Origin of the sequence: Nodosilinea sp. FACHB-141, from assembly GCF_014696135.1 — a bacterium.
Lineage (GTDB): Bacteria > Cyanobacteriota > Cyanobacteriia > Phormidesmidales > Phormidesmidaceae > Nodosilinea.
In genome coordinates this window covers 473,524-494,795 of record NZ_JACJPP010000011.1, presented here as the reverse complement: position 1 = coordinate 494,795, position 21,272 = coordinate 473,524, and the positions used below count along the sequence as shown (strand labels likewise).

Below are 21,272 nucleotides of genomic sequence, written 5' to 3'. Positions count from 1 at the left end.
CTCTATAGGTCAAAGAGTTCAGCTTACCTATAGTAGTGAACGATAGGCCGCCAGGGTCGATTTAGCCGTACGAGTCCAGGAAAACTGAGCCGCCTGCTGGTAGCCCTTGGCGATCATGGTCTGGCGCAAGGGGCGATCGCCAACCACCCGCTCCAGCGCCTCAGCCAAGTCTTCTACGCTGGTAGGGTCTATCAACAGCGCCGCATCACCGGCCACCTCGGGTAGAGACGACGTATTAGCCGTGACCACCGGACAGCCTAGGGTCATGGCCTCCAGCACCGGCAGGCCGAACCCCTCATAGAGCGAAGGGTAGGCAAACACATCAGCATTTTGGTAGCAGTAGGCCACCTCAGCATCGGAGAGATAGTCGAGATGACGAATGTGGTGCCGCCAGGGTGAGGCGGCGATCGCTTCAAAAATCGGCTCAAACTGCCATCCTTTTTGACCTACTAGCACCAGTTGATGGTCAATTTGGTGCTGAGTCTTCAGCCGATCAAAAGCTTGAATCAAACGAACCACATTCTTGCGAGGTTCTAGGGTGCTGACAAAAAGAATATAGGGGCGATCGCCCAAATCAACCGCTTTTACAACATCGCTACTTGCCTGAGCATCATCGGCGTAGCGGCTAGCTAAAGGTGTCACCCACACCAGCTCCGGCGGCACCCCTAACAGCTCCACAATGTCGCGCTTCGAGCTTTCCGAAATTGTCACCACTAGGTCAGTCCAATCCAGGCACTGCCGCACCCGCTGGCTATAGGTGCGCACCACGGCAGTCACATATTCGGGATAGCGCAGGAATGACAAGTCGTAAATCGTCATCACTCGCTGGCTATACCGACAAGGATAAACCGCATAGTTAGTGCCGTGGTAGACATCGGGCTGACCAAAACGATGCTCTAGCTGCCCCAAAATCGGATTTTTAGGTGCCTGGGCCAGCAGGTTAAGCAAGCGCACCGGCAGGGGTAAGACAGCCACATCGTCATGGACTGCAATCGCCTCAGGCAGAGCCAGATTCCCTCGTAGCCAGTTCTTCAGACTGGGTTGATAAGCAACGCCGAGGCTAAAGTTTTCAGTTGATTGCAGCGATCGCAGCGCCCACAGCAGATTTAGTACGTATAGCCCCACCCCGCTAGGCTTAGGCAAAACAGGGGTAGCATCTACTACAACTCTGACCATATCTAGACCAGCGCCAAAATGTCTTCACGCCTAAACCAGGCTCGGTCAGGAACCAGAAACCAAAAGATCATCTTGGGAGCGATTTTGAAGAAAGCCAGCGGATTGTGTGCCATTAGCTCCTGGCAAGAAAACTGCACTAGTAGGCGCACAAAGCGGTGGGTTTGGTTACGGTCGTAACGGCTAATACCATAGGTCTTTTCTACCTTGACTAAAGCATAGCCCAGCAGCCAGTTAGCTGGAATCACCCCCAGCTTAGCCTCAAGCATATGGTTGATCTCGCCATGGGCCACTAGGGCTTGGCCCATAGTTTTGTTCGAGGCGTACATTCTGGAGCCTGCAAGCTTTTCGGGTAAAAAATAAAAGTCTGTGTGCTGCCCAAAGCGAAGCCACAGTTCATAATCCATACAGTACTGTAGAGTCTTGTCTAGCCCACCGTAGCGATCTACCACAGAGCGCTTAAAAAACACCGCCGGTTGGCAAAGGAAGCAGGCCTCCTTGAGGCGGTTGTACCGCCACGGCTCTGTGGGAAATGCCTTTAAAACCTCATCATTTTTTCCAATCCAGTCGGCCTCACCGTAGACGATATCCAGAGCGGGGTTTGCCTCAAATACCGTCGCCACCTTCGCCAGAGCATTGGGGTAATAGATATCATCAGAGTTTAACCAGGCAATAATATCGCCATGAGTCATGGCCACCCCTTTATTAACCGCATCGGCTTGGCCATCATCTGGCTCGCTAACCCACCTCAGTCGGTCTTTGTAACGCTTCAGGATATTGACAGTTTCATCAGTGCTACCACCATCGCAAATCGTGTACTCAATCGCCACCCCAGATTGCGTCAGCACGCTCTGAATCGTTCTTTCAATAAATTGCCCTTGATTATAGGAGGGAGTAACGACACTAAACGTAAGCGACATAATGACTTAAAGTAAATAACTCGACGGGGTCTTCTAAAGTTAAGAGCTACTGCTACTGGGTGATTCATTTAGGCATACTGGTCATAACATCAAGCCACTGATCAATACCTTGCAAGCTTATATCCCAAGAGTAGTGCTGGGATACAAGCGCTCTCCCTTAATGGACTAGAAAGCCCGCAAGGCCGTATTATTCATAAGCCGCAAGAGAGCTGATGCTACGTCTTGAGCAGTGTCTGACCTCGATAGATGAACCCCAGGAGTTGAATTTGGCCCCTTCAGAGGCAAACTGGAGAAGACAACAGGTACTCCAGCACTTGACGCCTCTAAAGGCTTGTAATTGGTACCACTGCCCGACGACAGCGGTGCACATATGGCTACTGATTGTGCCAGGTAGGGTCTAACGTTCTCTACTTTACCTGTAACAACTACGTGCTCGCTGTTGCTGTAGCTGAGACAGACATGGGCAAAACCAAACTTTTGACGGCCACCGTAGAGATTTTTGGAGCATATGAACGAATTATTGTCACTCTTGAGGAAGAGTTTTTGAATAAGAACGCCGATGCCCCGCTTATTATTAATTTCACAATGAGTCGCAATAATACCTAGTATCGCTTGGCCAAGGATAAACTTTAGTAAGTTAAATTTTCTTGAGATTCTCTTACTAAGTCTTCTATGGTTTGCTCCGAGGAAATTTATTGTATCTGAGAGCTTAATCCTCAGCTTTAATCGCTTTGTTATTATGCTATCCATAAAGTCTGTCTATAGTGCGTCGAGAAGGAAAAGCTAGTCACAAAGTTAGGTCGACAACATTTAGGGTGAGCGGTATGATCAGTCATCTCCTAGGGAGTAAAGGCGTGCTATCACCATTTGATACTTCGCTGAACAGGCAATGTCCTAACAAAATTCATCATGAGAATAATTCTTGTTCAAAGAACTAACTTCAGTTACTCCAAATGGCTAGGAGCCGCATTATGACGTTGAGATAGTCCATCATAGAAGCCCTAGAAAGGCTTCAACTTAGTAAGATTATTTTAAGGTAAGAAATTCTGGCAATGTTCGCCTTGCTTTACCAACTCCATATACCTAAACTCATTTTGGCTTCGAATCTATGACTTTAGAAAAGGTATGACAAAAAACTCAAATCCGTATAACTCCTGCGAATCTAGTCAGATAGCTCTTTAGCGTTACCTTGAGATGAACGAATCTTAGGCAGACTCGATACCACTTGGCTCAATAGGGATGATACCATTCTTATTGACTCAAGCCTCTATGCGCGAGTCACTCTCCATCCAGCGAAACTAACATTCAACATGCTGCCGAGTCAAAGTCAATCCAAACCAGATGACATCAAACAACTGCAAAACCAATTGCAAGAAAAAGAAGCGACTATCATTCACCTACAACAAGCACTTGCATCTGTTCAGTTGTCTCGTTCAGCTTTGACCCATGAGACCCGTACCCTACAACAGGAGCTAGCTTATCTTTCAACAACTAAAGCCTCTATTCGCAAACTATTCAAGGCAACTTTACAGAGAATTAAGGCCTATGACTTGGTTTATAGAAACTATAAAATATTTGTTCCCCTTTACAACTTTTTCTTCCGCGATCAATGGCGGCCAGCCACCCTTACTAGCGCTCTTCAAGATGCTTCATTAGGGCAGGAGAGCCCTCCCGACACCCAATCTAACGCTCAGCCAACATTGCAGAAATTGACATTTCCCAGCAAGGGAATCGGCTCTAACATTGACACAGAAACACTGTTGGTCAGAACAACAGTCGTAGCTAGGGCTTTGGGCATTAAAATCAACGGTGAGTCCGATCTACCAAAACTGGAGTACTTATCCGCACTAATTGCCAAAACACAGCACGCTCTCTGCATAAAGCCCAATCAACAGATTTTGCCACTCTTGCAAGCAATCACCCAAGCTGGAGGTCAGGTTACCTGTTTTGACTGTAGCTTCCCGGAAATTGCAAATTTCGCCAACTACAACATACGTGCAATTGCAGACACCTTAGAAAGTTGGTTGGTAAACTCCTATACTTATACCCTTAAGAACTGTGATTTGCTCTGCCTTAGCAGTGACACCTCATCAAACAGTCTTCTATTTCTAAAAGGACACCTTACGTCTCAGACTCGGATCATTACCTTTCCTGCCATGATTAACTCAGAATTTGATTGGGTCCCTGGTGAAAAACTACCTTCAACTTTAAACTTCTACGAAGCTCCAGCTGAGAGTTGGATTGATCCGTTTGCGAATCAGGCCCTCAACAAAAATTATGCTTGGCCTTGGAACTATCCCACTGCCCAGATTCCTGAAGGGTTGCCATCAGGGTACAAATTTCCCAAAATTTCCATCATTACAGTGACCTTCAACCAAGGAGCATTCTTGGAAGAAACAATCCGTTCGGTATTGATGCAAGGATACCCCAATTTGGAGTACATCGTGATCGATGGAGGATCTACAGACAATACCCCAGTCATTCTCGATCGATATAGACATGAACTCACTTATTGCGTCAGCGAGCCAGATCAGGGACAGGCCAACGCGCTGAATAAAGGATTTAGTCATGCCACTGGAGATATTTTGGCATGGCTCAATAGTGATGATTACTATCTACCCGGCACCTTAATGCGGGTAGCACAAGCTTTTAAAATTTACGAGAGTGATATTGTGACTGGAGGTTGTCGCCTATACCATGATTATAATCCTGAGCTTTCTACAATTCATCACGATCAAATGCCAATCGGCCAGGTTGTTCCTTTATCGCTAGAGAAACTACTAGATATTGATAATTGTTGGTTAAAGGGATATTTCTTCTATCAGCCTGAAGTTTTTTGGACTCGCGATATTTGGGAACGCTCAGGCGCTCGTCTCAAAGAAGACCTTTTTTACAGCATGGATTATGAAATGTGGCTTCGAATGGCTCGTGCAGGAGCAAAGGTTATCCACATTCCTGATGTACTTGTGAACTATCGGGTTCACAAGGCCCAAAAAACCTATGGTGAAGTCCTTCCCTACCTCCCCGAATTGCGGGAAGTCAGCAAGCAGTTTAGTCAACATCTCTAGTTGTACACCCAGGCATGAATATTTCCTCAACAGATTGCCGCTATCCTTTCATTCAGGATAAGCTCGATAGTCAGCAACCGCTTCGTATTCTCTACATCAATGATCTAGGTTTTCAATACGGAGCTGGCATTGCCGCTCTACGGCAGATTCAGTCTTTTTTGCTTATGGGGCATGCTGTCAAAGCCATTTCTTGTACCCAAGGGGAAACGGAAAAGACTATTCCGTTAGAGACGCAAAACTCTTCGGGGCGTTGGTTTGGGTTAACAGAACTGCCCCATTTGAATGGTTACTTTGGTTTGAGGTCAAACTATATCATAGAGCAGTTGATTCTCGAAGTGAGTCGATGGAGCCCTGATGTAATTATCGTAGGCAACTTACATAGTGCCATGTGGCCCCTAGATTTACTGAAAACCTTACAATCACTAAAATGTCTAGTGATTGCTTATATGCATGACTGTTACCTGATCTCAGGACGTTGTGCCTACACTGGCAATTGCACTTTATATCAAACCGGCTGTAATGAAACCTGTCCCACGTGGCAGGAGTATCCTATCTTAGAGCCTAAGAAAATCTTTGACCAATGGCAACTACGTCGAGAAATTTTTTGTGGTGCTAACGCTATTCCTCTGGCTACAAATAGTCGGTGGACAGCCGATATGGCAAACAAAGCTTTTCATGGAGAGGCTCAGGTTGACTGTCTCTATTATGGGGTAGACGAACAACTGTTTCAGCCAATAAATCAAACCTTGGCCCGCAAGATTCTTGGTATTCCCCAAAATAAGTTTGTGATTTTAGGGGGTTCGGTTAATGTCACCGAATATCGTAAGGGAGGGCACATTTTCAAAGAAGTTGTTCAGCGACTGAAAGGCAGAGCCCACTTTGTTGTGTTTGGTATGGCATCCACACAAGTTCCTGGTGTGTGTGGCACAGGGTTAATTCGGGACTATCGCCGAATGCCTTTGATTTACAGTGCAGTAGACTTGTTCGTAGGAACCTCTTTGGAAGAAGCCTTTGGCCAAACCTTTTGTGAAGCCTCAGCCTGTGCCGTGCCCATTGTTGCTTTTAAGAGAGATGGCATTCCAGAAATAGCCCGCCATGATCTCAATGCCCGTCTGGCCAATGAGGCAACAGCTGAAGCGTTGATTGACGAGATTGAGTTTTTTATGGGAACATCAAATGCATGTCGAACCTATGGAGAGGCAGGAAGAAAGTTAGTTGAGAAAGAATTTTCCCTTAAGTGTCAAGGCGATCGATGGATGAACTACCTTAGAAAGCTATCAATGCAGCCAGCAGGGAACTGTGAAGAAACAAGTTCACGTTTGGATACCCAAAGTCCTTCCCCTCTGGGATAGAGGCATCCCAGAACCATGAGCTTAATTTTTTATAGGTCCTAAACCAGAGCAGACATATGACTACTTGGACTGAACAACAGCACTTTCTCAACGAAGATCACCATAGCATTTTTGAGAAGACAAAAGATATTCCAGGCTGGCAGGAGCCTGGAGATTCCTATAAGCTCTACGAAATGGGTTACAGGAATGGGGATGTAATTTTGGAGATTGGGACTTACAGTGGTCGATCTGCGGTTGTGGAGTTGGAAGGTGCCCTAGCAAATCCAGATCGCTCTATCAAGCCCCAATATTTTGGTATTGACTTAGATATCGATGGTGTTTTGAGAACAGCTGATACCCTCGAAAAATTTAATTTGGCGGATTATTGCCTTTTATTCCATGGAACGCTCAATAGTTTTGTTAAAAAATTTTCCATTCAACCCACAATGGTTTTTGTGGACGCTGATCATCGATATGAAGGTGTTAAAAGCGACTTACTATTGCTCAAAGATTATCTAGTGGCTGGAACACCAGTTCTGTGTCATGACTACGCCAACCCTGAAAATGAAACAGGTGAAATGGGAGTCAGGCAGGCCGTCAATGAGTTTATTCGAGAAGGCTATGCTGAGTTTGTTGGAACGTTTGGTTGTTCCGCTTTCTTACTAACAACAAATCAATGTGGTGGAGTAGCTAGGCCAAGACTAAGCGCACAGGAATTTTCAGGATGTAAAGCTGATGCAGCTATAGGCCAGGATTTACACCAAGTTAAGATTGAACTTGAGCAAGCTCAATTTCGTATTCAGCAAGTTAAGACTGAACTCGAGCAAGCTCAATCTCGTATTCAGCAAGTTAAGACTGAACTCGAGCAAGCTCAATCTCGTATTCAAGCAATGGAGTCTAGTAAGTTTTGGAAGATGAGATTAGCTTGGTTAAAAGTAAAGAAAATATTTGGAGTTTTGGAGAAAAATAAGAATGGATTTATCGAATAGTCTACGCAAGACTTTAAGTTCGAAAAAGTTAATCTTGGGGCCTACACTCATCGGAAAGGAGCAATGATACTGACGATGATCCTTTTCGAGAAAGTCCAGTCATGCGCTGCTCAGTGAGGATTTTTTCGATCAAGCAATAATCAAATTAAAGAGCAGTAATCGAATCAAGGAAGATGTTAGCACAAGATAAATATTCTGAAACTCAATCGCTTTGACAAAAGAGATTGCTCAAAAAATTGAGTCCTTTTATCCTCATTGATTTCAAAGAGTTGATTATTCCAATCATCATTTCACTTCTACACCAAATCATTCAATAGCATATATTGATGAAGGAGGCTTGAATACCTTGGGCAAGAGATTAACTAGCAAGGAAGCATCAATTTTACACCTTTGGCCGTCAGAGAGCGTTTGAAAAGGGGTAGGGGAGTAGCGAATTAGGCCAATTGCCAGCGCTTGACTGCCTGACAGAAGTGAGCGAGAGGCTTGAAACCTCGTGAAGCGAGGGAGAAAAGGCGACCTGACATAAGACGCTGAAATTTGCGTCATTTCAGGGTCTATACCATGTCAGCGACCACCTGTCTTTATGATAAGTGGTGCCACTGCTGCGTCAATATAGTCACCGCCGCGATCTGCGACACCTCAAAGCGCTGGCGTGGATGGTGACGGCGCTAGTGTGCAGTGGTCGGTTAAGTCTGCCGGAATGGGAATTGTATGTGCCGAGTTGCGCCCGCCAAGCGCAAAGTACCGAACGACGATGGCAACGCTATGGGCAATCGACAAGTACACGTGAAAAGCTTATACGTACCCTTGGTGCTCGCGGCGATTCATCACTGGAAAAGGCGTCGGTCCTACCTAACTCTCGATACCACGGTGGAATCGCTACTGCATGATTCACCTGTCAGTGGCCTGTTGTGAACAAGCGGTGCCCTTGCTGTGGCGAGTTTTGGAGCATCCCAGTGCCACCGTCAGTACTCATCGGTATGTGCCCATGCTGCGATTGGCCCATCAGCTGTTGCAGTCCTATCCCAATATGATGGTCTTAGAGGACATTTGGAAACGCAGAGCATGTATCAAAGGCATCAGAGGGCGTTTGAAAAGTGATTTGCTGTAGCTTTAGTCACCTGCTGCTCCCCCTTGCCCCTCTTAGGGGGGTAAGGGTCCCCCTTCTTAAGGGGGATTTAGGGGGATCCCCACTTCCGCTACAAGAAATAAGACTTATTGCAGTCGAAGGTGTAGTTAGGACAATATAGATGGGAAAGTGTGTTTGCCGTACCACTACTCCTAATGCCAGCCGCTTATAGTGATGACCTGCGTGAGAAAGTGCTTGCTGCCGTTGACCGAGGCGAGAAGAAAAGCCAGGTCAGTCGGATATTTAACATCAGCCGAAACACTCTTGACCTATGGCTTAAACGCCGTGATGCTACTGGCAGTGCCTCGCCAGTGCGGGGGTATCACCGGGGGCCCCACCCCAAGGTCAACGATTTAGAGGCCTTCCGGGCCTTTGCTCAAACTCATGGTCATCTTACCCAGCAACAGATGGCCGAGCGTTGGCTTGAGCCGATTAGCGATGTCACTATAGGCAAAGCGCTTCGCCGCATTGGGTTTACGCGTAAAAAAAGACCTATGGCTACCGCGAGCGCAATGAGGCCAAACGCCGAGTCTTTCTAAGCAACTAGCGCAGGTTGACCCGACTCAGGTAGTGTATCTCGACGAAGCAGGGGTCGATGATACCGAAGACTATCCCTACGGCTACTGCCCTCGCTCAGAGCGCTTTCATGCCCTCAAATTGGGTCACAGAACCCAGCACATCAGCATGGTGGCAGGCTGGTGCAATCGAGCGGTTCTCGCCCCGATGACCTATTCAGGACACTGCGACACACGCCTGTTCGAGGCATGGGTTGAGCGTTACCTCGTTCCTGAACTGAGCCCGGGTCAGGTTGTCGTGATGGACAACGCTAGCTTCCACAAATCTCAGCACACGCAGAACTTGATTGAGCAAGTTGGCTGCACCGTCTTGTTCCTACCACCCTATTCTCCAGACCTCAACAAGATTGAAAAATTTTGGGCACGGTTAAAACGCCATCTTCGCAAGACGCTCAGCGCCTTTGACACCCTCTGGGATGCCGTCGATGATGCCTTCAGAAAACTGTCCTAACTACCTCATTGTTGGCAATAGCAAACATCCTCTCAAGCTAACTGCGTAGCATGACGCTTTCGATACCCCAGCTCTGTGTTTTCAAATATCCTCTGACATGATGATTGACGAAATAGAGTTTTTCATGAAGGATTCTGATGTTGGTCAAATCTACGGGGGGCCAAGAAAAAGCTGATTGAGAAGAATGCACACTTAAGTGTCAAGGTGATCGCTGGACAAGCTATCTTAGAAACTTGTTAATGTAAAAGGCACCTCGATTAATTGCATTATTGCGAATTCTTGGAGCCCAAAACTATTGAAGTCTTGTTTTATTCCTAGTAAGAATTATATTTTTCGAGGTGCCCTAAAAGAATTCGGCTATCTAGTGCCTAACACGTATGCGAGCGCTCTTCTATATAACATGTACTTAAGTAAGGCAATGAAAAGATTGTTTTACTTTTTTAGATATAAAAACCTAGCGCATCAGTAGAGTAGTACAGTGTCATAGTGTGTTCTCTAAAGATTTTTATTGCATGCTTTCACCGGGTTCGCTCCACCGAGTGATGCGATCGAGGGCACGGCGACGTCTACAGCATAACAAGCTTAGGGCTTATCATGTAGCGTTTGACGTTACCAAAATTGCCTAGATCTTACTGAAAGCGCATTTAGAAAATTCAAAGGCATATTGTCATTTCTGACAACATTTGATGTGTGTAGATGCTTGATTTTGGAGAAAACCCATGCCAAATACATCCTACGGCGTACAGGACGGCCCCACCGACTGGCGACAGATTACTGAGAACGATCAGTTCTTCAGCGACACTGCCTCATCCGACTTTAACGGAGATGGTATTAATGATATTCTTTGGCGAAGATTAGAAACCTCGACCTCAAATGCCGGTCAGGTAGCCATCTGGATTTTTAATGGCGTCAACGTTGTTGGGGGTGGGTTTCTGCCAGCTTCCCCTAGAGGTACAGATTCTCCCACCGCTTGGGATATCGAGTTTTCCTACGGTGACTGGTCAAGCTATACCCCTTTTGGAGATTATGGTTGGCTCTTCACAGAGGGTTATCCAGCTCCTAAGCTCGATTTTGATGGCAATGGCACCAGCGATATTTTCTGGCGTAGAGAGGATGGTACTGAAATTGCCATCTGGAACATGCAGGGTACCAGCATCATCAATGGGGCTTTTTTACAGGGCGCACCTAGAACGGGAGTAGGCCAAAATCCCTTAGAGTGGGATTTTTCTACAGGAGTAGATTTCAACGGCGATGGTAGAAGCGACTTTCTATGGCGCAAGAGTACAACGTCTATCACTAATGCTGGGGAAGTCGCTATTTGGATAATGGATGGTCCTAATATCGTCAATGGGGGCTTTTTACAGGCGAGTCCTAGGCCAGAACAACTTGCTGCACAATGGTCTTTTGACTTTGCCGACTTTAATGGCGACAGCAAAACTGACTTTTTCTGGCAGAATAATATCACTGGAGAAAAAGCGACCTGGATCATGGATGGCCCCAACATCGTCAATGGGGGCTTTTTACAGACAAGTCCTAGGCCAGAACAACTTGCTACACAATGGTCTTTTGACTTCGCCGACTTTAATGGCGACAGCAAAACTGACTTTTTCTGGCAGAATAATACCACTGGAGAAAAAGCGACCTGGATCATGGATGGCCCCAACATCGTCAATGGCGGCTTTTTGCCATCAACACCGATTTCTGGCAGCAACCCCAACGATTGGGATACTGCCTTTGGCGATTTTAATGGCGATAGCAAAACCGACATTCTGTGGGAAAACTCTGTTAACGGCACCAAAGCAGTTTGGATAATGGACGGTCCCGCCATTGTCAATGGCGGCTTTCTACCCACATCGCCTAAAACCGGCACCAGTGGCGAAGATTGGGATTCATTCTTTGCCGACTTCAACGGCGACGGCAAGACTGATATCTTATGGAACAACACCCCTGATGACCAGTTCGCCATCTGGCTCATGGATGGGTCAACTATTATCGATGGTGGCTTCTTGCCTGATGCCCCAATTGCAGGCCAGAATGGTTGGCAATTTGAATTCCGGGAGCTAAACGGGGATAGCAACACTGATATCTATTGGACATCAAGTACTGGAACAAAGGCTGCTTGGCTTATGGATGGCCCCGATATTATTGGCGGTGGATTCTTTGCACAGCCTAACCCAACTGGAGAATCTATTCCCGTCTAACGGGCACATAGAAACACAATTCAGGCATGATAAGGGTTATTGCAACCCGTGTTAGTGAATTAGGAAATTTAAGATGCCTAGTTAGGATACGCACTTAGCGTATCCTAACTAGGCGTCTTAAATAGCAACTATCACCTAATCAGACTTAAAGAACTTTTCATGTATTGAGGTTTTCACTAAAATCCAAATTTTTCGTATTTGCCAAAACTTGCTCATCTCCATATTTAATATGGCAGCCTGAGTTTGCTGGAGATCAGCCTGAGTTTGCTGGAGATCAGCCTGAGTTTGCTGGAGATCAGCCTGAGTTTGCTGGAGATCAGCCTGAGTTTGTTGCAGGTCAATTTGAGTTTGCTGAAAAGTCTCTTTAGCTTGCTGAAGATTAATTTGGGCATCTATAACTTCTTGTCGGAGATCATGAGTAAGTTGACGCTCTTTCAATAAAGCGATGCGTCCCGACTCAATAGCGACATCACGTAGGCCCGATCTTTCACTATAAATAGATCTCTCAGATTCTTGTTTTTTATGAACGTCTGATTTTTGATAATTATTTAACAAGTCTAGATAAAGATCCGTATATAGATTTGCTTGGTGTTTTAAGGAATTATTTTCCTCAATTTCCGAACGCGCTTTCGAACCCATCCATAAATATTTTTCAGGATCAAGCAAGATGTCTAAAATTGCTTCGGAGAAACCGAGAATATCTTCAGGAGATACTAGAACTCCTGTCTTTTTATCTTTTATAAAGCTTTTCATTCCACCTGTCGAAAATGCAAAAACAGGTGTTCCACAGCTCATAGACTCTAACATAAGATTCGGCAAATTGTCCTCTAGAGAAGGAAGTAGTAAAACGTTTGATGCAGAATAAATATAGCTTAGTTCTTCGTCTGAAGTTATGTGGCCAAGAGACGTAATAGGAAATCCTAGGCTGTCTAAACTAGAACAACCATGGCCAAAATTTAAGATCCTGATTTGACCTTCTTGTAGCTTTTGCTGAACTAGAGAGTTCTCAAAGCATTGACATAGTGCTTCAAGTAGAAGCTCAAATCCCTTTCGTTTTTCCCCATTGGAGTCAGCACCGAAAAGCAATACTACTGAATCCTTGGGTAAGCCTAAGTGACGTTTAGCTATTTCTTTAGGAATGGGTTTGAATACTTCAATGTCTAAACCATAAGGTATCACTTCAATACGATTATTCCGAAACAAGGAGCTTTTGCGAGCGCACTCTGCTAACCATTTACTAGGTGTCACAATAGTCAGATTTGAATAAGGCAATAGATGTTGAAGCTTATCTTCTAAAATTAAAGCAGGTAAATTATACTTATCTGCTTTTAATTGAGGACATTCACTACAATCAGCTTGATATTGATCGCATCTAGCAGAATAATGGCAGCCACCTGTAAAGGCAGCCATATCGTGCAGGGTCCACACAATAGGTTTACCTAAAGCTAAAAGTGAAGCGATAGTTTTAGCAGATTGAAACCAAGCAACCCAGTGTAAATTTAAAATGTCAGCCTGTTTAACCTGCTCAACATTCGCTAGGTCAATAGCTGGATAAGGATACGAAAATAAAGTGTTTGAAAGGTCAGTACGATTATTATCTATGTAGTTAAGCTGAATTTCTGCGTAGAGACTGTATTCGTCTGGGAGAACGCTTGCTAGACTCAAGTCTGATGCTGAGCATACAAACTGATCTTCTGACTTTCGATATCTGGTTAACATCAAGGAGTCTTGACCAATCAAGCGTAGTCCTTGATGTAGTCGATACGCAGACCGAGCTGCTCCTCCTTGTATGTCGTAAGTCACGATCTGTATTGTTTTTAGTATTTCTTGAGAGTTCTCAGTCCCAAAAGTCCAGGAGTCTACAACATCATTGGGTTTACTAGCTTCCACAAATAAAGAGTCAGGTTTTCTAACCTGACCATTCTCTAGAACATCTAAATAATAGTTAGAGAAGTTTGGAATTTGTGATTCTGATGGATCATAAACATCAACATCGTTGAATCCAGACTCTCTTAATAACCGTCGTAGAGAATAGCCATCGTACATCCATTGATGAACTTCGCCACCTAAACGAAAATGTCCGATTGCCAATGCAGCTTCATTAGTATTTTCTGAAATCGCTTGGTTTTGAGAATCTTCTAAATTTTTGCCTTTTAAGTTTTCTATAAGCGTCTGCCCTTCATAGCCAAAACGCTTGATGACGTAATCTTCGTTAGGAATCTGGTTTTTCGAGAGATACTTGGCCATGTCACCTCCAGGTTGATGACGAACAGCCTGGTCATACATTTCTAACAAAATCCAGTCATAGTCATGGGCGGTCTTCTCAAAACCATTTTCTGTTTCTTCCAAGATTCGCAAATATTCGCGGGCTATTTGTTCTAAATCTGGTACAACAATCCTAAGCACACCACCTGGACGAAGAACTCGTAAGCACTCCTGCAGAAAAGGCTTAGCTTCGGATCGAGAAAAGTGTTCTAGAAGATGAGAATGGTAAACGGCATCAAAAGTATTGTCTGCAAAAGGGATTGGCTTACGCAGATCATGAGTAATAACATCAGTTCCAGTTGACTGGAAGTCTATGTTAACCCAGTCTGGATGAAAGTGATTGCCACATCCTAAATTTAGGTATCTCATTTCCGCTTCCGAAGTTTAACGTACAGACTTTGCCCTCTTGTATATCTATTTAGTCCCCTTCTTAAGGCTTTCTCGTAGTTATTTATCATCGAAGTAGCTAAGGAACTTGGTAATCGAGATAAAACACTCTTAAACTCATTTTCTTTCGCCTGGACGTAGCCAGCAATGTGATAGTCAGCTAAGGGTTCGAAACGAGTAGCTTCAAGTCTCAGCGGCAAAAGTTTTTCTAAAGCGCGGAAAGTCTTGACGGACCACTGAGCCATGTGGTGAGGAGGCATATCAAGTAAATTATATTGGTACTTTAGAAAGCTCTTCGCATTAGGTACGCTCAACAATAATAAGCCATTTGATTTCAGAAGGTCGATACAATCTGTAAGAAATTTTAATGGATTGGGTAAGTGTTCTAAAACCTGGAAGGCACAAAGGCAATCGTATTGAAATTTTCCTTTGGCCAAAATATCTGCGATTGATGACTGATGAATATTAAGGCCACTTATCTGAGCATCAAGCACAGCCTTCTCGTTATAATCAATTCCTTCAATTTGAAAGCCCATATTTTTTACCTGACGTACAAAATGACCATGACCACAACCTATTTCTAGGATTCTGCTGTTCTCTTGTAAGTCCTGAAGCGCGACCTGGTACTCCCACTTTTCAGCCATGTAGTACCACTCAAATTTCATAAGATTTTCGTATAACTGAGCTGAACCAAAAATATCCAAAGGGTAGAAAAAACGTAGGTCGGTGATATTACATCGATATAGTTGAAAGGTTGGATAAGCTTTGAGATCCGCACTAACATCTATTTGAAAGGAATCTTGCCAGTCGCTGATAATCTTTTCCCTTGAAAATTTGTTCAAGAGAGTCACATTATCGCAATTAGTTAGGGGGCTCTTAACTACCATTGACTTGCACTAAGTAACAGTTTCAAGAATATGATGAGGAGAGTCTCAGTATGGTACTTAACGATCGCGTAATTAAGTTTTAATCCAGTATGCTTGAGTTGAGCCAACACGCTCTAACAAGGGTTTCTCATCCCGCTGCTTGCAAAAATCATAGAAGGCTTCCCGGCATCCCTGCCAATAGCCAAAGTCATCGAGAATAATGCATCCGCCTCTTGGAATGCGATCATAGAATGTGTTCAAAACAAGAATAACCGATTCATACCAATCTGCATCGCAGTGTAACAGTGCAACCTGTTTCGGCAAAGGCTGGTGGAAAGTTGCTTGAAACCAACCCGGTTTGATATGACATTTTTCTACGGGTGCTGAGACGTAGCCTAAGATTTCTCTGACGTCACTGATTTCAGCCACACATTTTCCGACCCAATTGGCGGCATCTTTTCCATCTTTGGCAGAGGTAGGCGGCATTCCTTGAAAGCTGTCGTATAACCAAAGCTGCCGCTCCAAATTTAAAAATCTCGAAAGTAGAGCCGCAGAACCACCTTTATACGTTCCACATTCAACAAAGTCGCCGGGTATATTTTGGTTGTTGAGCTGCGCGGAAAGTCGGGCTATATTTTCAAGGCGACCACGGCTACACAGCGTGTATGGCTGAAGTAAGGCAAACAGCTGATCGTCTACATAAGCCTTAGCTGGCGGCAATGGGGTAATTATTTCTAGCGATGGAATCTCATTCGAATGAGAAATTGTTGATTGGCTTCGCTTTACCGTCAACTTTGGTTGTAGGCTTGCAATTCCAAACCATACTGGTTTCTCAGGGTTTCGTAGCACTTTAAAGGATAAGGCGTTGTGTGCATAAATAAGAATCGTGCGAAATGAGCCTTCACCGTAACCACTATCAGCTACGCCAATGGTTACTGTATAAGCACCTTCACCTATGGAGATAGAAAAGCTAAAGCCTACTTCTATAATTTCACCAGCTGTAACTGCCCCTAATGATTTGTTCATGATGTAGGTGTTCGTCATAAACAAGTCTAAGCCTGTGCGATCGCGAACTTTAAATCCTACGTGCGGATCTTCAAAGGCTTTGTGAAACTGTATATTTATCACCAGCCTAACAGGCTGGTCAATAGCAGGGGTTCGAATAGTTTTCCCTTCACCATTCAAAAGCTGAACCGAGCGGATAGTAACGTCTGATCGATGAAGTTTTATCTCTTCTACGTTCTCTGGCATTCCTTCAATTACATCCTGTAGGTCAGGATTATCTTTGGGTTGACTAGTCTCAAAAATCATGTTGACGCCTAGAGAGTCAGAGTCTTGGTCTGCTTCTTTCAAGACTTTGGCTTCGTATAAATCGATCACCTGCCTCGGCTGACTATCTAGAATTAAGTGCCCATTTTCTAAAAGTACTGCCCGACTGCAGAGTTTGTAGATTGCCGAGGAATCATGGGAAACAAATAGTAAATTGCTACCCGATGCCTTTAGCTGCCGCATTTTGCCAAAGCACTTTTGCTGAAAAAAAACATCTCCAACGGCTAGAGCTTCGTCTACAATCAGGATCTGAGGATCAACGTTAACCGCTACCGAGAAGGCCAAGCGGATAAACATACCACTAGAGTAAGTTTTGACTGGCTGATCAAGAAAATCACCGATGTCAGCAAAGGCAGCAATTTCATCAAACTTACCCTCAACTTCTTCCTGGGTTAATCCTAAAAGGCGACCATTAAAAAATACGTTTTGCCGTCCTGTGAACTCTGGATTAAATCCACTACCTAGCTCTAGTAGCGCTGACATTCGTCCGTTGACCTTTACCTCTCCCGTCGTTGGGGTGAGGGTGCCTGCAATAATTTGCAGCAGAGTACTTTTACCCGATCCATTTCGGCCAATGATGCCCAACGACTCGCCCTGAGCAATTTCCATGTTGACATTTTGCAGTGCCCAAAACTCTTCTGCTCTAGGTTTTCCAGGCAGCAAAATTTCCTTCAAACGATCTACGGGCTGGTAATATCGCTTATACACCTTAGATACATTTTGTAGCGAAATCACAATCTCCTTAGTCATCACTCTCCAAGATCCTTCCTGTTTGGTCAATTACCGCTAACGCATACCTTATTCGTGCCCTGAACATTCAGTGGTGACTTTAGTTCTTTAGCCGAGGCTCTGTTATGCCAGTTTTTCTGCCCTTGGTTGTTTTATCCTAGTCGGAGGTAGGATCAGCCAAACCTCAATGTTGAAGTTGTCACGCTCTGGCAAGACCACAGACCACAATGCTCACAAAAAGCACGGCTAATTCTTCCAGAGCGTGATTTTTGCGATCGCGCTACAGCACGTCAGCGAAGGCAGGCCGTAGTTTGCGGTAACACCAGAAGCCACCCAGCAAAATCAGTAGGGATACAATCGTTGCCACGGCCCACTCGCTCCAGTGAGTCACGGTGCCCGTTAAAATCATATCTCGATATAGCTCGCCTATGGCTGCCATAGGATTGAGCCAAAACACCCAGCTTTGAAACGGCTGAGGAATCATGTTAGCTGGATAAATAAGCGGTGTGGCATAAAACCACAGGTTGAGAATAACCCCTAGGGTTTGGGGAATATCGCGCAAAAATACCGACAGACCAGCAGTTAAAAACCCTAGACCAGCAGTTAAACAGAGCTGGGGTAACCATACCAGAGGCAGCAATAGTAGGGTCGGATGCAGCTTTTGAGTGGCCAGCACCACAAAGGTAATCAGCGCCATGAGACCAAAGGTGCTTTCAATAAAGCTAGAGAGAATGGGCACTAGGGGCAGCAGAGTAAGCGGAAAGACAACCTTCTTGACCAGGTTGGACTGAGTGATAACCGACGTGGCAGCTTGGGACAGTCCGCCGCTGAAGGCCAGCCAGGGAAGTAAACCAGCAAACAGCCACAGCCCAAAGATAAAGGAATTGTCTTCTGGTAGCCCAGCTAAACTGAGCCTAAGCTGGAGCACAACCCCAAACACGTAAGTGTAGATCAGCAGCTGCGACACCTGGTGGAGCAGGGGCCAAAGCTTGCCTAAAATAGAGCCTTTATAGCGCGCCTCTAAGTCTCGCTGAACTAAAGTTTTGAGTAGATTCAGCTTTGCCCATTGGGCATCGTCCAGGGGTAGCCAGCGCTTAATTAGGGTTTTCTTGCGCCATAGGGCTTTTAGGGGGGTCAGGACAATCGCCACCGTAGCTAACCTTAACGATAAGACTTAAACCACAGACACCATACCGCAACTTGACCCTTGTCCAGCTGGCAGGTGTGGACACCAACTTGGTGTGGTTTAGGTACCCGGTGACTGCCTGGGTATTGCCGCAACCCATCGCCCTACAATTCCCTGGCGGGGGCTAAACAGCAGAGCCAACAAAAATCCTGCAAACACTGTCAGACCGATCGCAGGCCCCGACGGAATATCTAAATAGTAGCTGCTGTACATGCCCACGACCCCAAAAAGCACTCCCAGGGCTGCGCCTAAAAGCATCATCCAGTGAAGTTCTTTGACCAGCAGATAGGCGGTGGCAGCAGGGCCAACCATAAGGGCCACAACCAAAATTACGCCTACAGTTTTCATACCGGCGATGATGGCTAGGGTTATACCGGCCATCAGGCCAAGGTTGATGGTATTGACGGGCAATCCTAGGGCTTCAGCGCCAAGCGGGTCGAAGGTGAAGAACAGCAGTTCTTTGTAAAACAGGGCTACGCCTACCAGCACTAGTCCGGCGATCGCAGCAATTTGCCAGACATCACTAGGGCTAATGCTCAGGATATCGCCAAACAACAGCTGTTCTAGGGAAACACGGCTGCGAAACACCGTCAGCAGGGTGATGCCCAGGGAAAAGAAGGTAGAAAAGGTAATGGCCATAGCCGTATCGACTTTGATGCGGGACTGGGTGCGAATCCAGGTAATAACGGCGGTGCTAAACAGACCCATGGAGAAGGCCCCCAGCAGAATTGGAAGGTTGAAAAAGCTGGCGATCGCTAGACCCGGCAGCACCCCATGGGCTACCACATCCCCAAGCATGGCCATGCGCTGCACGATCAGATAGGTGCCAACCACTGGGCACAAGATACCCACCAGCAGACTGGCCAGCAGCGCCTGACGCATAAAGTCGTAGCTGAGCGGGTCAAGCAACCAGTCCATCAGGAATTCTTGGGGTCGGTAGGCAGAGATGTCACTCTGGTAGCATTGTCGGCCAGGGTTTTCTGAGCTTTTAGGGTCTGGCGGCGATCGAGCAAGACCTGGGTAATGCCAGTAGCTAGCAAGGTGGCCACTACGCCGTCGTCAATCCAGCCCGCTACGGGAATGAAGTCGGGAGAAATGTCGATAGGGCTCAGCAGGTAAATGAGCGACGCACCCATGACGACCCAGCGGTAGCGGGGATGCTTCAATAGGCCACTGTAGAGACGACTAAAGAACGGAATTTTCATGGGGAGACGAAGAGAAGGGCCGGGACTCGTCACCGACTACTTTAATACAATCTCTTGGGCGATCGCCTAGGTGCTTTCTGCGGACAACCTCGCAGCGAAACTACTGTGGATTTCTGTTTCCTCTAGAGAGCGCAAAGCCTGCGCCTTTTGAATCGCCACCACTACCACCACCGTCAAACTCAGCGATCGCGGTGGCCCCCCAACGCTGCAACGCCTGCACCGCAAAGGCGAAGCAGAGCAAGCCGCTCGAATGTTCCTGCGCGAAGGCGTTGGCGAATCATCTTCAGGGAAATGGGCACATCGAGGGCCAAGATAGAGACAGTCCTTTAACCAAAGGCCCACATTACTGGGTCAGTGGGTAGGTCGTCAGTCACGGTGCGGCTGATGGCGTCGATCGCTGCCAAGTCTTCCACAGAGAGCGCAATCGCTGCTGCCTTGGCATTTTCCACGGCCTGCTCCGTGTTGCGCGCTCCGACGATCGCTGTGGTCTGAGGTTGAACAATCAGCCAAGCTAGGGCCAAATTTCCCAGAGTGGTGTTGTAGCGATCGGCAATGGGGCGCAGATTCTCTAAGGCAGCCTGAGCTTTGTCGTAAATCGGCGGCTGAAACAGCTTGTTTTTGCTGCGAATGTCTTCTTTGGGAAACTGTTGGTCGGGGCCAAACTTGCCGGTGAGCAACCCCTGAGCCAGGGATGAGTAGGAGAGGATCGTCAGGTTATGCTCCACGCAGTAGGGCAACAGCTCGGTTTCCACCCCACGCCAAAAGAGCGAGTAGGGCGGCTGGAGGCTGTCAATGCGCCCGTGCTGCATGGCCTCTTCGATCTGCGCCTTAGAAAAATTCGACACCCCAATCGCGCGAATCTTGCCCTGTTCCTTCAGCTGGTTCAGCGCTCCCATGGTTTCACCAATGGGCACCACCTCGCTTTTAAACGCCCCCGACGGCCAGTGGATCTGGTACAGGTCGATCACGTCGGTCTGCATGCGCTGGAGAGACTTCTCGCAAGCCTCGATCACCTGGTCAGCTTTGAGGTGGTTGGCAAAGACCTTGGTAGCTAGCACAACCTGGTCGCGCCGATCCACCAGCGCCTTGCCCACCAGCTCCTCAGAATAGCCGTTGCCGTAGACCTCCGCCGTGTCAAAGGTGGTTATCCCCTCATCCAGCGCCGCCTGCATCGCGTCAATCACATCCTGGTCTTCTATGCCGACCCAGCCGCTCTTACCCGCCTGCCAAGTACCAAAAATCAGCGGTGTGATCTCAATATCAGTGTTGCCCAACTTGCGAGTTTCCATGCTCAAGCGCTCGTCCCTGGATTTGGCTACCTGCATGATAGCGCCGTTGCCACTGGCGCTCTTGATCAAGAGGGCAAAAGGTAGTACCCGTTTATTATTGAGGGGATGTTGGGTGACAGGTAGGTGACAGTTATCGAATATCTTGTGAACGCTCGAAACCAAAAAGCCAATCATTCACC

The 21,272-nt window shown here is 46.4% G+C and carries 15 protein-coding genes and 1 pseudogene; 6 read left to right on the top strand and 10 right to left on the bottom strand.

All coding sequences use genetic code 11. The features are described from left to right. Positions 1-27 precede the first annotated feature (27 nt). From H6F59_RS10750 to H6F59_RS27610, 3 genes are all read right to left on the bottom strand, one after another. Positions 28-1,176, bottom strand: a complete 1,149-nt coding sequence (locus H6F59_RS10750; protein WP_190698810.1) for a glycosyltransferase family 1 protein — start codon at positions 1,174-1,176, stop codon at positions 28-30. A gap of 2 nt (positions 1,177-1,178) precedes the next feature. After that, entirely contained in the window at positions 1,179-2,093 is a 915-nt protein-coding gene (locus tag H6F59_RS10745; protein WP_190698807.1) for a glycosyltransferase family 2 protein, read from the bottom strand. A gap of 165 nt (positions 2,094-2,258) precedes the next feature. Beyond that, positions 2,259-2,483 carry a glycosyltransferase gene (locus tag H6F59_RS27610; protein ID WP_397193542.1) on the bottom strand — a complete coding sequence of 75 codons (225 nt, stop codon included), beginning with the start codon at positions 2,481-2,483 and terminating at the stop codon, positions 2,259-2,261. Between the two features lie 39 nt (positions 2,484-2,522). On the opposite strand from H6F59_RS27610, the gene H6F59_RS26405 reads away from it, so the two are divergent. The 6 genes and pseudogenes from H6F59_RS26405 (at position 2,523) to H6F59_RS10715 (ending at position 11,837) form a co-directional block, all read left to right on the top strand. After that, a complete protein-coding gene (locus H6F59_RS26405; protein ID WP_242021383.1) occupies positions 2,523-2,699 on the top strand; it encodes a hypothetical protein in 177 nt (58 codons plus the stop codon). A 704-nt stretch (positions 2,700-3,403) separates the two neighbouring features. Continuing rightward, positions 3,404-5,161, top strand: coding sequence for a glycosyltransferase family 2 protein (locus H6F59_RS26400; protein WP_242021382.1), 1,758 nt, complete (start codon positions 3,404-3,406; stop codon positions 5,159-5,161). A gap of 14 nt (positions 5,162-5,175) precedes the next feature. Beyond that, positions 5,176-6,513 (top strand): glycosyltransferase, encoded by a 1,338-nt coding sequence (locus H6F59_RS10730; RefSeq protein WP_190698801.1) that lies wholly within the window; start codon positions 5,176-5,178, stop codon positions 6,511-6,513. A 56-nt stretch (positions 6,514-6,569) separates the two neighbouring features. Continuing rightward, the gene (locus H6F59_RS10725) at positions 6,570-7,481 is read left to right on the top strand and encodes a class I SAM-dependent methyltransferase (protein WP_190698798.1); all 912 of its coding nucleotides are present in this window, start codon (positions 6,570-6,572) and stop codon (positions 7,479-7,481) included. Between the two features lie 1,284 nt (positions 7,482-8,765). Further along, positions 8,766-9,636, top strand: a pseudogene (locus tag H6F59_RS10720) (IS630 family transposase). 719 nt (positions 9,637-10,355) lie between these two features. Next, positions 10,356-11,837 (top strand): VCBS repeat-containing protein, encoded by a 1,482-nt coding sequence (locus tag H6F59_RS10715; protein ID WP_190698794.1) that lies wholly within the window; start codon positions 10,356-10,358, stop codon positions 11,835-11,837. Positions 11,838-11,972: 135 nt separating this feature from the next. On the opposite strand, the gene H6F59_RS10710 is transcribed toward H6F59_RS10715, so the two are convergent. From H6F59_RS10710 to H6F59_RS10680, 7 genes are all read right to left on the bottom strand, one after another. Further along, complete coding sequence (locus H6F59_RS10710) at positions 11,973-14,471, bottom strand: glycosyltransferase (protein ID WP_190698791.1); 2,499 nt, start codon at positions 14,469-14,471, stop codon at positions 11,973-11,975. Next, entirely contained in the window at positions 14,468-15,340 is an 873-nt protein-coding gene (locus tag H6F59_RS10705; RefSeq protein ID WP_190698788.1) for a methyltransferase domain-containing protein, read from the bottom strand. Before H6F59_RS10705 ends, H6F59_RS10710 begins: the two co-directional genes overlap by 4 nt. A gap of 108 nt (positions 15,341-15,448) precedes the next feature. After that, the gene (locus H6F59_RS27320) at positions 15,449-17,434 is read right to left on the bottom strand and encodes a TylF/MycF/NovP-related O-methyltransferase (RefSeq protein WP_190698785.1); all 1,986 of its coding nucleotides are present in this window, start codon (positions 17,432-17,434) and stop codon (positions 15,449-15,451) included. A gap of 259 nt (positions 17,435-17,693) precedes the next feature. Continuing rightward, positions 17,694-18,563 carry an ABC transporter permease gene (locus tag H6F59_RS10695; protein WP_313887181.1) on the bottom strand — a complete coding sequence of 290 codons (870 nt, stop codon included), beginning with the start codon at positions 18,561-18,563 and terminating at the stop codon, positions 17,694-17,696. A 96-nt stretch (positions 18,564-18,659) separates the two neighbouring features. After that, complete coding sequence (locus H6F59_RS10690) at positions 18,660-19,517, bottom strand: metal ABC transporter permease (RefSeq protein ID WP_190698783.1); 858 nt, start codon at positions 19,515-19,517, stop codon at positions 18,660-18,662. Further along, positions 19,517-19,804: a YkvA family protein gene (locus H6F59_RS10685; RefSeq protein ID WP_190523317.1), complete on the bottom strand. Its 288-nt coding sequence runs from the start codon at positions 19,802-19,804 to the stop codon at positions 19,517-19,519. Before H6F59_RS10685 ends, H6F59_RS10690 begins: the two co-directional genes overlap by 1 nt. Before the next feature lie 326 nt (positions 19,805-20,130). Beyond that, complete coding sequence (locus tag H6F59_RS10680) at positions 20,131-21,093, bottom strand: aldo/keto reductase (RefSeq protein WP_190698780.1); 963 nt, start codon at positions 21,091-21,093, stop codon at positions 20,131-20,133. Between the last annotated feature and the right edge of the window lie 179 nt (positions 21,094-21,272).